Source organism: Massilia oculi, from assembly GCF_017582745.1.
Classification (GTDB): Bacteria; Pseudomonadota; Gammaproteobacteria; order Burkholderiales; family Burkholderiaceae_D; genus Telluria; species Telluria oculi_A.
Map to the genome: position 1 here is coordinate 87466 of NZ_JAFVIM010000014.1, position 18354 is coordinate 105819.

An 18354-nucleotide genomic window follows, 5' to 3' on the forward strand; every position below is an offset into this window, starting at 1 on the left:
CCCATGAGCTTCAATATCGCCCTGTCGGGCATCCAGGCCATCAACGAGCAGCTGAACACCCTGTCGAACAATATCGCCAACGCCGGCACCTATGGCTTCAAGAGCAGCCGCGCCAACTTCGCGTCGGTGTATGCGGGCGACATGGCCAACGGCGTGCAAGTCGGTTCGCTGACCCAGAACATCGGCCAGAACGGCAGCCTGCAGACCACCGGCCGCGGCCTCGACGCCGCCATCCTCGGCCGCGGCTTCTTCACCAGCCGCGACGCCCAGGGCGTGGTCTCGTATTCGCGGGTCGGCATCTTCAACACCAATGCCGACGGCTACCTGGTCGATGCGACCGGCAAGCGCGTGCAGGGCTATGGCCCGACCGTGAATGGCGTGCTGGGCACCATGGGCGACATCGAGATCCCGACCGGCCAGATCCCGGCCGTGGCCTCCACCCGCGTGGCCTACACCGGCAATATGTCGGACGACTGGCAGACGCCGGCCGCGGCCTTCAATATGAACGACCAGAACACCTACAATATGGTCAAGCAGTCGGTGGTCTACGATTCGCTCGGCAACCAGCACACCGTGTCGCAGTACTTCGTCAAGACCAATCCGACGACCGTCAGCGTGTACTACAGTGTCGACGGTGGCGCAACGGGCGCCGCGCATCCGCTGGTGTTCGGCACCAATGGCCAGATCACTACCGGCGTCACCAGCCCTGTCATCACCGTTCCGGCGGCAGGTGCGGCCCCGCTGACCATCAATATCGACTACACCAGCACCACCAAGTTCGCCGGCGAGGCGACCACCACCACCAACCGTCCGAACGGCTACGCCTCCGGCACCTTCGTCGGCGTGGAACTGGCCGAAGACGGCTCGATCGTCGCCAAGTACAGCAACGAACAGCAACAGGTCGTCGGCACCGTGGCGATCGCCACCTTCCCGGACGAAGGCAGCCTGGTCCCGACCAGCGACACCACCTGGGTCGCCAACGCCAACTCGGGCGCGCCGCTGTACACCACTCCTGGCGTCGGCCTGGGCGGCAAGCTGTCCAAGGGTTCGCTGGAAGGCTCGAACGTGGACATCACCTCGGAACTGGTCGGCCTGATGACCTCGCAGCGCAACTACCAGGCCAATTCGAAGGTGATCACCGCCGAGAACCAGATGATGCAGTCGCTGATGCAGGCGCTGTAAGCGGTTAAAGCATGGACAAGTTCATCTTCACCGCCGTCAGCGGCGCCGAACGCACCCTGCGCGCGCAGCAGGTGCGCGCCAACAACCTGGCCAACGCCGACACCCCAGGCTTCCGCGCCAATATCGAGCTGGCCTCGGTGCAGGCGCTGGGCGGCTACGGCTACGACGACGTGCACCTGTCGCGCAACCAGGCCGACGCGGTCTCAAGCCGCAACGGCGCGGTGCGCGATACCGGCCGTTCGCTCGACGTCGCCGTCAACGGCAATGGCTACCTGGCGGTGGAGTTCGGCGAAGCCGAGGCCTACACCCGCGCCGGCGCGATCGACATCGACGCCAACGGCGCGCTGTCGGTCAATGGCCGCCCGCTGCTGGGCGAAGGCGGCGCCATCGTGCTGCCGCCGCACACCGCGGTCGACATCGCCAATGACGGCACCATCTCGGTGATGCCGGAAGGCGGCACCGTGACCCAGATCATCGACCGCCTGCGCCTGGTGAGCGCCGACGGCGCCGAGCTGACCAAGAACGAAGCCGGCCTGATCGTGACGCGCGACGGCCAGCAGCTGGCGGCCGACCCGAACGTCACCGTGCGCGGCCGCGCCCTCGAGGGCAGCAATGTCTCGGCGGTGGAAGAAATGGTTGCCGTGATGAGCCTGAACCGCAGCTTCGAGCTGCAGATGAAGATGTTCAAGGCCAGCGACAGCATGAACGAGTCGGGCAACCGGCTCCTCGGTGCGTAAGCATCGGCACACTCAATAGGGAGCAAGCATGAATCCAGCAATGTGGATCAGCAAGACCGGCGTGCAGGCACAGGATGCCAAGCTGCAGGCCATCGCCAACAACCTGGCCAACGTCAACACCGTCGGCTTCAAGCGCGACCGCGTCGTGTTCGAAGACCTGTTCTACCAGGTCGACGCCCAGCCGGGCGCCCAGAACGCCGACAACACCGTCAATGGCGGCGTCCAGCTCGGCAACGGCGTGCGCGTGGTCGGCACCCAGAAGGCCTTCACCAACGGCAGCCTGCAGACCACCAGCCAGCCGCTCGACGTCGCCATCTCGGGCGCCGGCTTCCTGCAGGTGCTGCGTCCAAGCGGCGAACCGGCCTATACCCGCGCCGGCCAGCTGAAGGTCGACCCGAACGGCACGCTGACCAATGCCCAGGGCCTGGCCATCGTGCCGCAGATCACGATTCCGCAGAATGCCAGCGGCGTCACCATCGGCGAGAACGGCGTGGTCTCGGTGACCTTCCCGAACCAGCCTGCGCCGCAGGAAATCGGCCAGATCAACCTGACCGCCTTCATCAACCCGACGGGCCTGCTGGCCCTGGGCGACAACCTGTTCCAGGAAACCGCCGCCAGCGGCGCGCCGAACGAAGGCCGTCCGGGCGACGCCGCCTTCGGCACCCTGAAGCAGGGCGCACTGGAAGGCTCGAACGTGCAGGTGGTCGAAGAGATGGTCGACATGATCGCCGCCCAGCGCACCTACGAGATGAACACCAAGGTGCTGTCGGCGGCCGACAATATGCTGCAATACCTGTCGCAGGCGGCGCGCTGATGAAGACCCTGGCCGCCCTGCTTGGCATCGTCCTCCTGGCCGGCTGCGCCACGCCGGCGCAGGTCGCCATGCGCGACGACGATGACGACCACATGCCGCTGCAGCGCATGGCGCGCGGCGGCGTCTCGGGCGGCGTATTCACCGCCGACACCGTCTCGCTGACCTCGGACAGCCGCGCCTACCGCGTGGGCGACGCCGTCACCGTGATCCTGCAAGAGACGACCCAGGCCAGCAAGCGCGCCGGCACCAGCATCTCGAAGGGCTCGTCGGTCGGCATTTCCCCGCTCGCCGCGCTGGGCAAGGTCTACGACAAGGTGGCGGTCGACATCACGGCCGACCGCGACTTCCAGGGCGACGCCACGAGCACCCAGCAGAATGCACTGTCCGGTTCGCTGACCGTGATCGTGCAGGAAGTGCTGCCCAACGGCCTCTTGCGCGTGGCCGGCGAAAAGAACCTGATGCTGAACCAGGGCGAGGAATTCGTGCGCCTGAAGGGCTTCGTGCGCGCGGCCGACGTCGACGCCGACAACCGCGTGTCCTCGCTGCGCGTGGCCAATGCCCGCATCGCCTACTCGGCGCGCGGCGCGCTGGCCGACGCCAACCAGCCTGGCTGGCTGACGCGCTTCTTCAACAGCCCATTGATGCCGTTCTGAGGATTCCATCATGAACCTGCGCCGGATTGCGCCAATCTTCTTCGCCGCCCTGCTGGTCGGCGCCGCCCTGCCCGCCACGGCGGCGCAGGCCTTGCGCAACCTGGTCAGCGTCGAAGGCGTGCGCGAAAACCCGCTGGTCGGCTACGGCCTGGTGGTGGGCCTGAACGGCTCGGGCGACTCGACCCAGGTGAAGTTCGCCAGCCAGTCGGTCATCAATATGCTCAAGCAGTTCGGCGTGCGCCTGCCGGAAGGCGAGGATGCCAAGAACAAGAACGTGGCCGCCGTCATGGTCTCGGCCACCTTCCCGCCCGGCTACCGCCGCGGCCAGAGCATCGACGTCACCGTCTCCTCGCTGGGCGACGCCAAGAGCCTGCGCGGCGGCACCCTGCTGCTCACGCAGCTGCGCGCGGCCGACAACGAGATCTACGCCCTTGCCCAGGGCAATGTGGTGGTCGGCGGCCTGAGCGCCACCGGCCGCAGCGGCTCCTCGGTCACCGTCAACACCCCGACCGCCGGCCGGGTGCCGAACGGCGCCATGATCGAGCGCGAGATCGCGACCGATTTCGCGACCCGCCCGCAAGTGCTGCTGCGCCTGCGCCAGCCGCACTTCGAGACCGCCACCAACGTGGTCAACGCGATCAACAAGCGCTACGGACCGATCGCCACCACCCTCGACGGCACCAGCGTCGAAGTCATCGCCCCCGAGAACCCGACCGAGCGCGTGGCCTTCGTGGCCAGCCTGAACGCCATCGGCGTGGAAGCCGGCATCGAGGTGCCGAAGGTCGTGTTCAACTCGCGCACCGGCACCGTCGTCATCGCCGACGGCCTGCGCGTGAAGGCGGCCGCCGTGACCCACGGCTCGCTCAAGGTGATCATCTCGGAAAGCTCGCGCGTCAGCCAGCCGGGCCCGTTCGCGCGCGGCCAGACCGCGGTGACGCCGGAATCGAAGCTGTCGGTCGACCAGGGTTCGGGCCAGATGTTCCGCTGGCCGCCGGGCGCGCGCCTGCAGACCATCATCGACACCGTGAACAGCCTGGGCGCCTCGCCCGACGACATCATGGCGATCCTGCAGGCCCTCGACCAGGCCGGCGCGATCGAAGGCGAACTGGTGGTGATCTGATGCGCATCGACGACCTGCGCAACGACGCGCTCAAGACCGCAACCGAAGCGCCGGTCGCTCCCGCCGCAGGCCAGCCGGAGCCAGACCCGGCCTACGTGGCGAAAGCCACCCAGGCCGCAGTCGAGTTCGAACGCTTCTTCATCAGCCACATGCTGCGCACGATGCGCGCCTCGACCCGCGAAATGGCGAGCGAGGACAGCGTGTTCAACAACCGCGTCAACCAGGACATGCAGGACATGGCCGACGACCTGGTCGCCGGGAACATGGCCGGCCAGCGCGCCTTCGGCATCGCCGACGCCATCCTGCGCCAGCTGGTACCGGGCGCCGGTACCGGCAAGCGCTAGCGATACCGCAAACGGATCGGATCCCGGGTGCGATCCGATTTATACAAAAAACTTAATAGACAGCAATAATCGGTCGCCTTTACAGGTTAACCTGTCTCGAGGACGAATTCGCACCATGACGATCATCAATAATGCCCTCTCGGGCGCCCTCGCCGCCCAGATCGCCCTGTCGGCCAGCAGCCACAACATCGCCAACCTGCAGACCAAGGGCTATACCCGCCAGTCGGCGCTCTTGATGGCGGTCGGTCCGGATGCCAGCGGCCGCTCGGCCGGCAACGGCGTGCAGGTGACCTCGCTGCTGCGCTTCTCGGACAACTACAAGACCCAGGCGATGTGGCGCGCCAATTCCGACCAGGGCGTGTACTCGCAGTCGCAGCACTACCTGACCCAGTTGGAGAGCGTGATGGGCGACGCCTCGGCCAGCCTGTCGGCCGGCATCGACGATTTCTTCAAGGCGATCAACGCGGTGGCGGGCGATCCGGGTTCGACCCCGCTGCGCCAGCAGGTGCTGACCGCGGCCGGCCTGATGGCCGAGCGCTTCAACGGCCTGAACAATGTCTTCAACACCCAGCTGACCTCGGTGCGCCAGCAGCGCAGCGCCCTGGTCGATGCGGCCAACGTCGACATCGCCACCATCGCCCGCCTGAACCAGCAGATCATCGAGACCCAGGCCGGCGGCGTGTCGGCCTCGAGCCTGATCGACGCCCGCGACCAGGCCATCGACGACCTGTCGTCCAAGATGGCGCTGGAAGTGTCGGACAATGGCGACGGCAGCCGCGACGTCTCGCTCAAGAGCGGCCAGGCGCTGGTGATCGGCAGCATGCACGGCACCCTCAAGGCGGCCGCGACCGCCGATTCGCCGCAGGCATTCTCGATCACCTTCGCCAACTCGACCTTCACGCTCGACGCCAGCAAGATGGGCGGCCAGCTCGGCGGGCTGACCCAGTTCGAGATCAATACCCTGCTGCCGCTGCAGGAGGATGTCGACGCCCTGGCGCAAGAAATCGTTACCCGCGTCAACGACCAGCTGCGAGCAGGCTTCAATGCGCCGGGTGCGTTGCCGAACGGCGTTCCGCTATTTGTCTATACCCCAGGCAATGGTTCGAACATGATCAAGACGGTTGCCGGCTTCAAGGCCGAAGACCTGGCGTTCTCGAGCGATGGCACGCCGGGCGATACCGGCAATCTGCAAAAGCTGGCCGCGCTCAAGTCCGCGTCGATCGACCTGCCCAATATCGGCAGCGTACTGCTGAGCGATGCCGACACCCAGATGCTGGGCAAGCTGGCCGTGGACAGCAAGATCAACAAGGCCGCCCTGAAGACCGCCGAGACCGTGCGCGTCCAGTCGATCAACGACTGGCAGTCGACCAGCGGCGTCAACGAAGACGAAGAAGCGGTCAAGCTGGTGGAATTCCAGCGCATGTACCAGGCCAATATGCAGGTGATCACGATCGCCAATTCGCTGTTCGACGCCACCCTGGCCATGATGCAGTAAGGAGAACATGATGCGTATCGCCACCGCCCAGTACCAATCGACGATGAACCAGTCGCTCCAGAACAACCAGGACCGGCTCAGCTACATCATGCGCCAGCTGGATACCCAGAAGCGCATCCTGCTGCCCTCGGACGACCCGGTCGACAGCGTGCGCCTGTCGCGCCTGGCGCGCGAGGAATCCGCGGTCAACCAGTACCGCAGCAATATCGCCTCGCTCCAGCTGCGCCTGACCAAGTCGGAAGGCTACCTGAGCAATATGGTCAACGAGATGATCCCGGGCCGCGACCAGCTGGTCTGGGCCCTGGACGGCGCCAATACCCCGGACGACCTGAAAGCCATGATCGCGCCGCTGCAATCGCTGCGCGACAGCCTGTTCCATACCGGGAACACGATCGACGAGGAAGGCAACTACCTGTTCTCCGGCACGCTGACCAAGACCGCGCCGCTGGTCTACGACGAGACTGCGGACCCTGGCGAGCGCTACAGCTTCGCGGGCAATACCAATACGCAGAACGTCGTGGTCGGCAATGGCCTGACCCAGCCTGCCAACGAGAACCTCAAGGAGCTGGAGAAACTGCTGAACCAGATCGACGCCACCATCGACGTGATGTCGCAGCCGGGCGCCACGCCCAACGATCCGGCCATACGCGCCGTGCTGACGGCCAACCTGGACGGTTTCGACACCGCGCAAGCGCTGATCTCGAGCAAGATTGCCGACCTGGGCGGACGCCAGAACATCATCAAGACCCTGGACGACAACCACACCAACATCAGCCTGTCGAACAAGATCGCGATCACCGACATCGGCGCGCTCGACGTCGGCATCGCCGCCACTGAGCTCAACGGTTATTCGGCTGCCCTGCAGGCGACCTACAAGGCCTACGCCAAGATCGGCAACCTGTCGCTGTTCAATGCGATCTGACGGCCATGGAAGCACTCTCCAGACCAGCCGCCGCCGGCCCGACCGCTTCCAGCGCCACCGCTAACAGCGCCGTCGTCAGCGGCAACACCGGCGCCCAGAGCACCTCGGCCACCGGGAGGGCCCACGCCGTGCCACCGCTCGACGCCGACAGCCGCGCCATTACCCGCACTCCACCGACCTCGAGCCCGCTGCGGCGCGGCGTCGGCATGAACCTGAACCTGCAGAGCGAGGTCGCGCGCGCCCAGCAGGCGCTCGATTACCTGGCCCGCATGGCCAGCCAGCTCGAGGCGCTCAAGGCCGACCTGAGCACGCGGCTGTCGAGCCGCGGCGCGGCGGCCTCGCGCGATCTCGAAGCGCGGGTGCGCCAGCTCACGGCGGCGCTCGAGAATCGCCGCCAGCAGGCCGGCGATGGCCTCGACGCCGCGCTCGACTTCGACGCCGTGGCCGGCGCCCAGCAGCGTTTCCGCATCCAGGGCCTGGACATTGCCACGCTGCGCAGCGGCGGCACGCAAACCATGGGCTTCTCGGTCGGCAGCGCCGGCGGCCCGCAGCTGGCGGCCACGATCGAGCCGGGCATGACGCCCCAGGAAATCGCCCAGCGCCTCGACCGCACCCTGGCTCCGGTCAAGGTGCGCGCCGGGCTGGACCAGGAAGGCGAGCTGGTGTTCACCACGCGCGAATCGACCTTCACCGGCATCAAGGACGCGATCGCGGTGACCGGTCGCGGCCGGGTCGACACGATGCCGCTGCCGGCCGCCCTCGATCCGAAGAACTGGGAGCTGGGCAACCCCGACGCCCTGCGCCAGAGCCTGCGCGAAGTGGTGCAGGCGCTGGCCCGGGTGCGCCGCTCCCAGGATGCGGCCTCGGTGGCGCTCAGCACCGCCATGGCGCGCAACGCCCAGCCCGCGATCCCGAGCGCCGAACTGGCCATGATCGCCCAGGACTTCACCGCCACCGCCGCCAGCCACGACTACGATTCGCTGCTGGCCATCACCTCGGCCCTGGTCGGCGTCAGCCGCGAACGGGTGACCGCCCTCCTCGGCCTGCGCTGAGACGGCCCCGGTGGCCGGGACGTTGACCGTTCCGGCCACCGATACAATCGATGACTGTTCACGATCGCATTTTCATGCGATAAAGCAAGGGTAGCAACCTTCGGTTGCACGACATTCCCGACCAGGATTATCGAGCCATGCTGACAACTTCCACCACGGGACTCGCGTCCCAGCCCGCCGCCCGGCAATACGGCGACATCCGCACCAACCTGACGCAGTCGCTGCTGGCCCAGAACCCCGGGCTGAAAGTCCTCGACGCCCAGGTCAAGCGCGACGATGCGCGCCTGTCGTCCATCGGCAAGATGGCGCTGGCGCTGGACGCCTTCCGCTCGGTCGCGGCCGGCCTCACCGGCGGCAAGCTCGACATGCTCGCGAACGCCAGCGGCAGCGCCCTGTCGGCCAAGCTGAGCGCCGCTTCCGCCACGCCCGGCAAGTATGCGGTCGACGTCCAGCAACTGGCCCAGGGCCAGAAACTGCAAACGAAGGCGGTGGCCGACAAGGATGCGGCGCTGGGCAGTGGCGGCGCCAGCACGATCACGGTCGAAACCGGATCCGGCGCCAATGCCAAAAAGACCACGGTGCGCATCGATCCGGGCGACACCAGCCTCGAAGGCATCGCCAAGGCCATGCGCGAGGCCGGCCTGGATGCCGAGGTCGCCAAGGATGGCAAGGGCTACTCGCTGAGCCTGACCGGCGAGACGGGCGCCGCCAACGGCATGCGCATCAGCGTCGCCGGCGACCCGGTACTGGGAGGGCTGCTCGCCTACCAGCCGGGCAAGGAAGGCGGCATGCAGCAGGTGGCCGAGGCCAAGGATGCGCGCGTGGTGGTCGACGGCAAGACCGTCACCTCCGCCACCAACTCGGTCACCGAGGCCATCCCCGGCCTCAACCTGACCCTCGAGGAGACCGGCAAGAGCGAGGTCGAGGTGCGCAGCGATCCCGCCGCGATCGCCGGCAACGTCAAGGATTTCGTCAAGGCCTTCAATGACCTGAACACCCAGCTGGGCAAGCTGGAAACGGGCGACGACCGCTCCGACACCACCTTGCTGCGCATGAAGGCCCAGATCGGCAACATCGTCAACAGCAGCAGCCTGCGCGACCTGGCCGGTTTCGGCATCACGCAAAAGGATGGCGCGCTGGTGCTGGACGAGGACAAGCTCAAGGCGGCCATCGCCGCCGATCCGGCGCGCGCCAACAAGGTGTTCAGCGACAAGGGCGGCCTGGCCGATCGGCTGGTCGGCCAGGTCGACAAGCAGATCGGCGTCAGCGGCAGCCTGGGCGTCGAGGCAGCCAGCGTGATGCGCGAGCGCGACCGCCTGCTCGACCAGCGCGACAAGGTGATCGACACCGTGACCCGCCAGGCCACGCTGATGGCCCAGCAATACCAGCTGGCCGGCAGCGGCAACGGGCTGTTGTTCGGTGGGGGCGCGGGGCGGCCGATGTCGCTGTTCGATTACATGGCGTAAGGCGCCGACAGGCAGGGAAACAGACGAAAAAAATCCCGCTGCATGCAGCGGGATTTTTTTTCGCCCCAGGACGGCGCACGCCGTCCCGAGCCATCACATTGCTTACGCGCCTTCGCGGCTGGCCTTCTTGCGCTCGTGCTCTTTCAGGAAGCGCTTGCGCAGGCGGATCGATTTCGGGGTGATCTCGACCAGTTCGTCGTCCTCGATGAACTCGACGGCGTATTCCAGCGACATCTGGATCGGCGGCACCAGGCGCACCGCTTCGTCGGTGCCCGACGAACGCACGTTGGTCAGCTGCTTGCCCTTGATCGGGTTGACGACCAGGTCGTTGTCGCGCGAGTGGATGCCGATGATCATGCCTTCGTACACCGGGGTGTTGTGCTCGACGAACATGCGGCCGCGATCCTGCAGTTTCCAGATCGCGTAGGCGACGGCGGCGCCATCGTCCTGCGAGATCAGCACGCCGTTGCGACGGCCAGCCAGGTCGCCCTTGCTGTTGTCGACCGCTGCGTACTCGTGGAACACGTGGCTCATCAGGCCGGTGCCGCGGGTCAGGGTCATGAACTCGCCCTGGAAGCCGATCAGGCCACGCGCCGGGATCAGGTATTCCAGACGCACGCGACCTTTACCGTCGGATTCCATGTTCTGCAGGTCGCCACGGCGGCGGCCCAGTTCTTCCATCACGCCGCCCTGGTTGGCTTCCTCGACGTCGACGGTCAGGTTCTCGTATGGCTCCTGGCGCACGCCATCGACCATCTTGTAAACAACACGTGGACGCGACACCGCCAGCTCGAAGCCTTCGCGACGCATGTTTTCCAGCAGGATCGTCAGGTGCAGCTCGCCGCGGCCCGACACTTCGAAGGTGGTGTCGTCGTCGGTCGGCGCCACGCGCAGCGCCACGTTGGCCTTCAGTTCGCGCTCGAGACGCTCGCGCAGCTGGCGGCTGGTGACGAACTTGCCTTCGCGGCCGGCCAGCGGCGAGTTGTTGACCATGAAGTTCATGGTCAGGGTCGGCTCGTCGACGGTCAGCATCGGCAGCGCTTCCGGGGTGTCCACCGCGCACACGGTCGAACCGATGCCGATTTCCTCGATGCCGTTGATCAGGCAGATGTCGCCGGCGACGGCTTCGTCGACCAGCACGCGCTCCAGACCCTTGAAGTTCAGCACCTGGTTGATGCGGCCCTTGATCGGGGTCGAGTCAGGACCGTTCAGCACGATCACGTCCTGGCCGGTCTTGACGCGGCCACGGTTGACGCGGCCGATGCCGATCTTGCCGACGTAGGACGAGTAGTCCAGCGAGGTGATCTGCATCTGCAGCGGGCCGTCCGGGTTGTCGTCACGCACCGGCACGTATTTCAGGATGGCGTCGAACAGCGGCTTCATGTCGCCGCCGCGCACGCTTTCGTCCATGCCGGCGTAGCCGTTCAGGCCCGAAGCGTAGACGATCGGGAAGTCCAGCTGCTCGTCGGTCGCGCCCAGCTTGTCGAACAGTTCGAAGGTCTGGTTGATGGCCCAGTCGGCGCGCGCGCCCGGACGGTCGATCTTGTTGACGACGACGATCGGTTTCAAGCCGAGTGCCAGCGCCTTGCGGGTCACGAAGCGGGTCTGTGGCATCGGGCCTTCCTGCGCATCGACCAGCAGCAGCACCGAGTCGACCATCGACAGCACGCGTTCCACTTCGCCGCCGAAGTCGGCGTGGCCCGGGGTATCGACGATGTTGATGTGCGTGCCTTCGTATTCGACGGCGCAGTTCTTCGACAGAATGGTAATGCCGCGCTCTTTCTCGAGATCATTCGAGTCCATGACGCGGGTGTCCACGGCCTGGTTTTCACGGAAGGTGCCGGACTGGCGCAGCAGCTGGTCGACGAGCGTGGTCTTGCCGTGGTCAACGTGGGCAATGATTGCGATATTACGAATCGCGCGTTTGGTGTTTGACATGATTTTTGAGAAGTAGCGTGGTGTACGAAGATGTACTGGAACTGCAAGTCCGATACTGCTGATTTCGGAAACCGACTAGTATAGCATGGGAAGCGGCCCAGTCTGAATTTCGCCGCCGAAAGGCACGATTTTTCAACTGGACTTCAACAGCTTGTCACGGCCGGAGCTTAACCCCCGTCCGTGACAGCCGCGTGACATGCGCGCCAGAAACGGATCAGGCGGCCGGCGCGGTCGAGATCAGGCGCTCCGGCGCCAGGATGGCGTACTCGCCCAGCTGGCCGGTGCCGAGCAGGCGGCCGTCGTGGTAGATGCGCACCCTGCCCTGCTGTTCCGGCACGGCGACGTCTTCCTTGCCGAGCGCCAGGCGTTGGCCTTGCAGGAAACGTCTGGCCAGTTCGGCGTTCAGTTCGATCGACGGGAAGGTCGACAGCAAGGCATCGACCGGCCGCAGCAGCGAGCGCGGATCCGGGTGCGCCAGCAGCTCGTCCAGCGTGATCATGCCCGTGACGTCGAGCGCACCGACCTCGATCCGGCGCAGCGCGTTCAGGTGCGCGCCGCAGCCGAGCGCGGCGCCGATGTCCTCGCCCAGCACGCGCACATAGGTGCCCTTGCTGCAGGTGACGCGGATCTTCAGGAATGGCGCCTGGTAATCGATCATCGACAGCGCGTGAATGGTCACCGGCCGCGCCTCGCGCTCGAGCGTGATGCCCTCGCGCGCATATTCATACAGGGCCTTGCCGTCGCGCTTGAGCGCAGAGTACATCGGCGGCACCTGCTGGATCGGACCGCGGAAACGCGCCAGCGCCGCCTCGATCTGCTCCACGGTGACGTCGACCGGCAGGGTCTCGATGGCCTCGCCCTCGGTGTCGCCCGTATTCGTCATGATGCCCAGGTGGACCGTGGCCTCATAGGTCTTGTCGGCCTCGAGCAGGTCTTGCGAGAACTTGGTCGCTTCGCCGAAGCACAGCGGCAGCAAGCCGGTGGCGAACGGGTCGAGCGTGCCGGTGTGGCCGGCCTTCTTCGCGTTCAGGACGCGCTTGGCCTTGATGAGGGCGTCGTTCGACGACAGGCCGACCGGCTTGTCGAGCAGCAGCACGCCGTCGACCAGGTCACGCGGCTTTCGTGCGGGACGTCCGTTCACTCTTTCTCCGCCGGGTCGGCTGCTTCCGGCGATTCGGGATCGTCCTTGGCGCGCGTCGCATTGGCCTGGTCGATCAGGGCCGACATCTGCATGCCGCGCACGGTCGAGGTGTCGTGCACGAAGTGCAGCGACGGCAGCGTATGGATGTGCAGGCGCTTGCCCAGCATATTGCGCAGGTAGCCGGAGGCCTTCGTCAGGCCCTCCAGCGTCTGGCGCACTTCTTCCGCGCTGTCCTTGAGCAGGGTGAAATAGATCTTGGCGTGGGCATAGTCAGGGGTCAGCTGGACTTCGCTGATGGTGACCATGCCGACACGCGGGTCCTTCAGTTCGAAGGCGATGAGTTCCGACAAGTCCTTCTGGATCTGGTCGGCCACGCGCAGGCCGCGCTGTGGGATGCTTTTACTGTGTTTGGCCATAATGTCTTGCTTGTTCTTTAGCTTCTATTCCGTACTCAGGTCGGGGGCCTGACGGAAAAAAGGCCAGGCCCCCGCGGCATTGCCGCGAAGCGTCCTGGCCCCCATGGTACGCCAACGGCGTGGCTTACAGCGTACGCGCCACTTCGGTGACTTCGAACACCTCCAGGACGTCGCCGACCTGGATTTCGTTGTTGCCCTTCAGCGACAGACCGCACTCGAGGCCGGCGCGCACTTCTTTCGCATCGTCCTTGAAGCGTTTCAGCGAATCGATCTCGCCGGTCCAGATCACGATGTTGTTGCGCAGCAGGCGGACCGAGGAGGTACGCTTGACCACGCCATCGGTGACCAGGCAGCCCGCGATCGCGCCGACCTTCGACACCAGGATGACCTGGCGAATCTCGACCTGGCCGGTGACGGTCTCGCGCTTCTCCGGCGCCAGCATGCCCGACAGTGCGGTCTTGATCTCGTCGATCGCATCGTAAATGATGCTGTAGTAACGGATGTCGACGCCGTTCGCCTCGGCCAGCTTGCGCGCCTGGGCGTCCGCACGGGCGTTGAAGCCGATGATGACTGCCTTCGATGCGGTCGCCAGGTTGACGTCCGACTCGGTGATGCCGCCGACCGCCGCATGGACGACCTGCACGCGCACTTCCGAGGTCGACAGCTTCTGCAGCGAGCCGACCAGCGCTTCCTGCGAACCCTGCACGTCGGTCTTGACGATCAGCGGCAGGTTCTTCACCTCGCCCTCGGCCATCTGCTCGAACATGTTTTCCAGCTTCGCGGCTTGCTGCTTGGCCAGCTTCACGTCACGGAACTTGCCTTGACGGAACAGGGCGATTTCACGCGCCTTGCGCTCGTCGGCCATGACCATCACTTCTTCACCGGCGCTCGGCACTTCGGTCAGGCCCTGGATCTCGACCGGAATCGACGGACCGGCCGAGGCGATCGATTTGCCGTTCTCGTCCAGCATCGCCCTGACTCGACCAAATGAGGAACCCGCCAGCACGACGTCGCCGCGCTTCAGGGTGCCCGACTGCACCAGGATCGTCGCGACCGGGCCGCGGCCCTTGTCCAGACGGGCTTCGACCACCAGGCCACGGGCCAGCGATTCGGTCGGCGCCTTCAGTTCCAGCACTTCGGCCTGCAGCAGCACGTTCTCGAGCAGGTCGTCGATGCCGGTGCCGACTTTCGCCGACACTGGCACGAATGGCGACTCGCCACCGTATTCTTCAGGCACCACGCCTTCGGCGACCAGTTCCTGGGTCACGCGATCCGGGTTGGCGCCCTGCTTGTCGATCTTGTTGATCGCGACGACCAGCGGCACGCCGGCGGCTTTCGCGTGAGCGATCGCCTCTTTCGTCTGCGGCATCACGCCGTCGTCGGCCGCCACCACCAGGATGACGATGTCGGTCGCTTTCGCGCCGCGGGCACGCATCGCGGTGAACGCCTCGTGGCCCGGGGTATCCAGGAAGGTGATCATGCCGCGCGGGGTATCCACGTGGTAAGCACCGATGTGCTGGGTAATGCCGCCGGCTTCGCCCGACGCCACCTTGGCGCGGCGGATGTAGTCCAGCAGCGAGGTCTTGCCGTGGTCGACGTGGCCCATGACGGTCACGACCGGCGCACGCGGCACCGATTCGAACTCGGTGTGCTCGCCCTGGTCGGCCAGGATCGCTTCCGGGTCGTCCTCGGCGGCGGCGAAGGCCTTGTGGCCCATCTCTTCCACCAGGATCATCGCGGTCTCTTGATCCAGCACCTGATTGATGGTGCACATCTGGCCCAGCTTCATCAGCTGCTTGATGACCTCGGATGCCTTGACCGACATCTTGTGCGCCAGTTCCGCAACCGTGATGGTCTCCGGGACGTGCACGTCCTTCACGATCGCCTCGGTAGGCGCCTGGAAGTTCGATTCACGATCGTCGCCATGACCGCGACGGCCGCCACGGCCACCGCTGCGCCAGCCGTCACGGCCGCCGCCTGCAGGTGCGCCACGGGTCTTGAGACCCTGGCCGCCACGCTTCTTGGCGTCGTCCGACCAGGTCGACGACACATTGGCCGACTTGATCGACTTCTTGTCGCCCGGCTTCTTGGCGTCGTCCTTCTTGACTTCGCCCGGCTTCTTGTCCGCAGGCTTGTGCAGCGTACCGGCGGCAGCGGCCGGCGCCGCTGGCTTCGGCGCCGGTTCCGGCGCCTTGATCACGCGGCGTGGCTGGCTCATCATGAGCTTGATCTGCGCCACTTCGTCGGCCACGGCCTTGCGTGCACGCTCGGTGGCGGCAGCGCGTTCGGCGGCTTCCTTGGCGGCGGCCTCCTTGGCGGCCTTGGCGTCGTCGGCGGCCTTCTTGGCGGCCTCGTCGGCGCCAGCAGCGGCATCCTTGCCGGCAGCGGCAGCTTCCTTGGCGGCAGCGGCGGCGGCGGCCTTCTCGGCGGCGTCGCGCTTGGCCTGTTCCTCGGCTTCGCGCTTGGCCTGCTCTTCAGCCGCCTTGGCTTGAGCCTTTTCTTCGGCTTCCAGCTTGGCCAGGCGTTCCTGCTTCTCGCGCAGATCGGCCTCTTGGCGGGCGATCAGCTCGGCCTGGCGGCGCGATTCTTCCTCGCGGCGCGCCTGTTCGGCGGCGTCGATCACCGGCTCCTCTGGCGCCTTGGTCGTGACCAGGTCGTCGCGCTGCACGAAGGTGCGCTTCTTGCGGACTTCGACCTGGATGGTGCGCGATTTGCCCGACGAATCAGCTTGCTTGATTTCGCTGGTTTCCTTGCGCGTCACCGTGATCTTCTTCTTCTCGCCGGTATCGGCGGCGCCGTGGGTACGGCGCAGATGGTTCAGCAGCTTGTCCTTATCATCTTTCGACAAGGGATCTGACGTCGAGCTTTTCTCGACGCCGGCCGAACGCAGCTGGGTCAGCAGCAGGTCTGCAGGCATCTTCAGCTCGGTGGCAAATTGGGCTACGTTGTTACTCGCCATTCAGTCCTCTTTTCTACGTGTCGCGACAGATGATAAAGAAATGCTCAAGCCTTGGCCGTTTCAGCCAGGCTCCAGGCTTTCGCCTGCAGTGCTTTCGCCCGGTCGTCGTACTTGCTATCGACCAGTTTCATCTCGTCGTCGGTCACATCATTAAATTCACTCTTGATCAGGTCGCGGGCGCGGTCCGACGACAACGCCAGGATGGCGCCGAATTCGTCATAGGCCAGTGCCGCGAATGCTTCGACCGTCTTGATGCCAGCCAGGCCAAGCTTGCCGGCAACGGTACGGTCCATGCCTTCCAGATTGACCAGAGCTTCTTCCATGCCTTCGAGACCTTCCTCGGAAGCGATCGCCTCGGTCACCAGCGCGTCACGGGCGCGGGTGCGCAGTTCGTTGACGGTGTCTTCGTCGAACGATTCAATTTCCAGCATCTCGGAAATTGGCACGTATGCGATTTCTTCCAGGCTCGAGAAGCCTTCTTCAACCAGGATATCGGCCACTTCCTGGTCGACGTCCAGTTTTTCCATGAACAGCGCGCGGATCGCGGCCGTTTCTTGCGCCACCTTGTTCGCCGATTCTTCGGCGGTCATGATGTTGATCTTCCAGCCGGTCAGCTCGGACGCCAGGCGCACGTTCTGGCCCGAACGGCCGATCGCGATGGCCAGGTTTTCCTCGTCCACGACCACGTCCATCGCGTGCTTTTCTTCGTCAACCATGATCGACGAAACGTTCGCAGGAGCCAGGGCGCCGATCACGAACTGGGCCGGATCGTCCGACCACAGCACGATGTCCACGCGCTCGCCGCCCAGCTCGCCGGTCACGGCCTGCACGCGCGAACCGCGCATGCCGACGCAGGTGCCGATCGGGTCGATGCGCTTGTCGGCCGTGAACACGGCGATCTTGGCGCGCACGCCGGCGTCACGGGCCGCCGATTTGATCTGCAGCAGACCTTGTTCGATCTCTGGCACTTCGAGTTCGAACAGCTTCATGATGAACTCTGGCGCAGTGCGCGACAGGATCACCTGCGGGCCGCGCATATTGCGGTCCACGCGCAGGATGAAAGCGCGCACGCGGTCGCCGATGCGCAGGTTTTCTTTCGGGATCATCTGGTCGCGCGGCAGGCGCGCCTCGATCTTGCCCGACTCGACGATCGCATCGCCGCGCTCCATGCGCTTGATGGTGCCGGTCACCAGCGAATCGCCGCGCTCCAAAAAGTCTTGCAGGATCTGCTCGCGCTCGGCATCGCGCACGCGCTGCAGCACGACCTGCTTGGTGTCCTGGGCAAAACGACGGCCGAACTCGACCGACTCGATCGGCTCTTCGATGTACTCGTCGACTTCGATGTCAGGGATTTGCTCCTTGGCTTCGAAGTGCAGGATTTCCTGGTCAGGCAGCTGCAGGCCCGCTTCATCCGGCACCACGTGCCAGCGGCGGAAAGTCTCGAATTCGCCGGTGTCGCGATCGATCGACACGCGAATGTCGACTTCGCCTTCATAGCGCTTCTTCGTGGCCTGTGCCAGCGCGAACTCGAGCGCACCGAAAACGACTTCCTTGTCGACGTTCTTTTCGCGCGCAAGCGCATCCACCAGCAATAAAATTTCGCGACTCATGCTTTGCGACTCCTAAAATCCACCTGTGGCACCAAACGTGCCTTGTCCAATTCGGCCAGCGTAAATTCCATCAACGCCGGGCCATCTTTACTGTCAAATTCCAAACCGACCTTGTCGTTCTCGACGCCGCGCAGGATACCGGTATAGGTTTTCCGGTTCGCGCTGCCCGGCACCGCGACGCGCAGCTTGACCGTGCACTCATGGCCGGCGAAGCGCGCAAAATCGGCGAGGGTCCGTACCGGGCGGTCGAGGCCCGGCGACGAAATTTCCAATCGTTCGTAATCGACGTTTTCCACGGTCAGCACGTGCGACAGCTGGTGGCTCACCTTGGCGCAATCCTCGACCGTGATCGGGCCCTTTTCGTCCGCGTCGGCAGCCGGGAAATCGATGTATACACGCAGGATCCCGCGCTCGCCTCGCTCCACATCGACGAGGTCATAGCCGAGTCCACTGACTGTCGTGGCGATTAAGTCAAACTGCTGCACGGCACTTCTCCAGGGCTTTA

At 65.3% G+C, this 18354-nt stretch carries 16 protein-coding genes; 10 read left to right on the plus strand and 6 right to left on the minus strand.

Features of this window, described 5'->3' with window-relative positions:
- Positions 1 to 3: 3 nt before the first annotated feature.
- From J3U95_RS17020 to fliD, 10 genes are all read left to right on the plus strand, one after another.
- Positions 4 to 1182, plus strand: coding sequence for a flagellar hook protein FlgE (locus J3U95_RS17020; protein WP_208279861.1), 1179 nt, complete (start codon positions 4 to 6; stop codon positions 1180 to 1182).
- 11 nt (positions 1183 to 1193) lie between these two features.
- Positions 1194 to 1919: a flagellar basal body rod protein FlgF gene (locus J3U95_RS17025; RefSeq protein ID WP_208279862.1), complete on the plus strand. Its 726-nt coding sequence runs from the start codon at positions 1194 to 1196 to the stop codon at positions 1917 to 1919.
- 28 nt (positions 1920 to 1947) lie between these two features.
- Positions 1948 to 2733: a flagellar basal-body rod protein FlgG gene (flgG, locus tag J3U95_RS17030; protein WP_205289096.1), complete on the plus strand. Its 786-nt coding sequence runs from the start codon at positions 1948 to 1950 to the stop codon at positions 2731 to 2733.
- Positions 2733 to 3386 carry a flagellar basal body L-ring protein FlgH gene (gene flgH, locus J3U95_RS17035; RefSeq protein ID WP_208279863.1) on the plus strand — a complete coding sequence of 218 codons (654 nt, stop codon included), beginning with the start codon at positions 2733 to 2735 and terminating at the stop codon, positions 3384 to 3386. The genes flgG and flgH overlap by 1 nt, the downstream gene beginning before the upstream one ends.
- A gap of 10 nt (positions 3387 to 3396) precedes the next feature.
- A complete protein-coding gene (locus tag J3U95_RS17040) occupies positions 3397 to 4506 on the plus strand; it encodes a flagellar basal body P-ring protein FlgI (RefSeq protein ID WP_208279864.1) in 1110 nt (369 codons plus the stop codon).
- Positions 4506 to 4850, plus strand: a complete 345-nt coding sequence (locus tag J3U95_RS17045) for a rod-binding protein (RefSeq protein ID WP_208279865.1) — start codon at positions 4506 to 4508, stop codon at positions 4848 to 4850. Before J3U95_RS17040 ends, J3U95_RS17045 begins: the two co-directional genes overlap by 1 nt.
- A 115-nt stretch (positions 4851 to 4965) precedes the next feature.
- A complete protein-coding gene (flgK, locus tag J3U95_RS17050) occupies positions 4966 to 6345 on the plus strand; it encodes a flagellar hook-associated protein FlgK (protein WP_208279866.1) in 1380 nt (459 codons plus the stop codon).
- 10 nt (positions 6346 to 6355) lie between these two features.
- A complete protein-coding gene (gene flgL / locus J3U95_RS17055) occupies positions 6356 to 7267 on the plus strand; it encodes a flagellar hook-associated protein FlgL (protein ID WP_208279867.1) in 912 nt (303 codons plus the stop codon).
- A 5-nt stretch (positions 7268 to 7272) separates the two neighbouring features.
- Positions 7273 to 8319, plus strand: a complete 1047-nt coding sequence (locus tag J3U95_RS17060) for a hypothetical protein (RefSeq protein WP_208279868.1) — start codon at positions 7273 to 7275, stop codon at positions 8317 to 8319.
- A 137-nt stretch (positions 8320 to 8456) separates the two neighbouring features.
- Positions 8457 to 9785, plus strand: coding sequence for a flagellar filament capping protein FliD (gene fliD / locus J3U95_RS17065; protein ID WP_208279869.1), 1329 nt, complete (start codon positions 8457 to 8459; stop codon positions 9783 to 9785).
- A 102-nt stretch (positions 9786 to 9887) separates the two neighbouring features.
- Here fliD and typA read toward each other — a convergent pair whose 3' ends face one another.
- From typA to rimP, 6 genes are all read right to left on the minus strand, one after another.
- Positions 9888 to 11723 (minus strand): translational GTPase TypA, encoded by a 1836-nt coding sequence (gene typA / locus J3U95_RS17070; protein WP_208279870.1) that lies wholly within the window; start codon positions 11721 to 11723, stop codon positions 9888 to 9890.
- Positions 11724 to 11937: 214 nt separating this feature from the next.
- Positions 11938 to 12864, minus strand: coding sequence for a tRNA pseudouridine(55) synthase TruB (gene truB, locus J3U95_RS17075; protein ID WP_208279871.1), 927 nt, complete (start codon positions 12862 to 12864; stop codon positions 11938 to 11940).
- Positions 12861 to 13280, minus strand: coding sequence for a 30S ribosome-binding factor RbfA (rbfA, locus tag J3U95_RS17080; RefSeq protein ID WP_208279872.1), 420 nt, complete (start codon positions 13278 to 13280; stop codon positions 12861 to 12863). The genes truB and rbfA overlap by 4 nt, the downstream gene beginning before the upstream one ends.
- Before the next feature lie 124 nt (positions 13281 to 13404).
- The gene (gene infB, locus J3U95_RS17085) at positions 13405 to 16239 is read right to left on the minus strand and encodes a translation initiation factor IF-2 (protein ID WP_208279873.1); all 2835 of its coding nucleotides are present in this window, start codon (positions 16237 to 16239) and stop codon (positions 13405 to 13407) included.
- 44 nt (positions 16240 to 16283) lie between these two features.
- A complete protein-coding gene (gene nusA, locus J3U95_RS17090; protein WP_005668556.1) occupies positions 16284 to 17849 on the minus strand; it encodes a transcription termination factor NusA in 1566 nt (521 codons plus the stop codon).
- On the minus strand, positions 17846 to 18334 hold the full coding sequence (gene rimP, locus J3U95_RS17095) for a ribosome maturation factor RimP (protein WP_005668553.1): 489 nt from the start codon (positions 18332 to 18334) through the stop codon (positions 17846 to 17848). Before rimP ends, nusA begins: the two co-directional genes overlap by 4 nt.
- Positions 18335 to 18354 lie beyond the last annotated feature (20 nt).

Coding starts and splice junctions, on each gene's coding strand:
- J3U95_RS17020 (WP_208279861.1), top strand. CDS start 4: ATGAGCTTCAATATCGCCCTGTCGGGCATCCAGGCCATCAACGAGCAG.
- J3U95_RS17025 (WP_208279862.1), top strand. CDS start 1,194: ATGGACAAGTTCATCTTCACCGCCGTCAGCGGCGCCGAACGCACCCTG.
- flgG (WP_205289096.1), top strand. CDS start 1,948: ATGAATCCAGCAATGTGGATCAGCAAGACCGGCGTGCAGGCACAGGAT.
- flgH (WP_208279863.1), top strand. CDS start 2,733: ATGAAGACCCTGGCCGCCCTGCTTGGCATCGTCCTCCTGGCCGGCTGC.
- J3U95_RS17040 (WP_208279864.1), top strand. CDS start 3,397: ATGAACCTGCGCCGGATTGCGCCAATCTTCTTCGCCGCCCTGCTGGTC.
- J3U95_RS17045 (WP_208279865.1), top strand. CDS start 4,506: ATGCGCATCGACGACCTGCGCAACGACGCGCTCAAGACCGCAACCGAA.
- flgK (WP_208279866.1), top strand. CDS start 4,966: ATGACGATCATCAATAATGCCCTCTCGGGCGCCCTCGCCGCCCAGATC.
- flgL (WP_208279867.1), top strand. CDS start 6,356: ATGCGTATCGCCACCGCCCAGTACCAATCGACGATGAACCAGTCGCTC.
- J3U95_RS17060 (WP_208279868.1), top strand. CDS start 7,273: ATGGAAGCACTCTCCAGACCAGCCGCCGCCGGCCCGACCGCTTCCAGC.
- fliD (WP_208279869.1), top strand. CDS start 8,457: ATGCTGACAACTTCCACCACGGGACTCGCGTCCCAGCCCGCCGCCCGG.
- typA (WP_208279870.1), bottom strand. CDS start 11,723: ATGTCAAACACCAAACGCGCGATTCGTAATATCGCAATCATTGCCCAC.
- rbfA (WP_208279872.1), bottom strand. CDS start 13,280: ATGGCCAAACACAGTAAAAGCATCCCACAGCGCGGCCTGCGCGTGGCC.
- infB (WP_208279873.1), bottom strand. CDS start 16,239: ATGGCGAGTAACAACGTAGCCCAATTTGCCACCGAGCTGAAGATGCCT.
- nusA (WP_005668556.1), bottom strand. CDS start 17,849: ATGAGTCGCGAAATTTTATTGCTGGTGGATGCGCTTGCGCGCGAAAAG.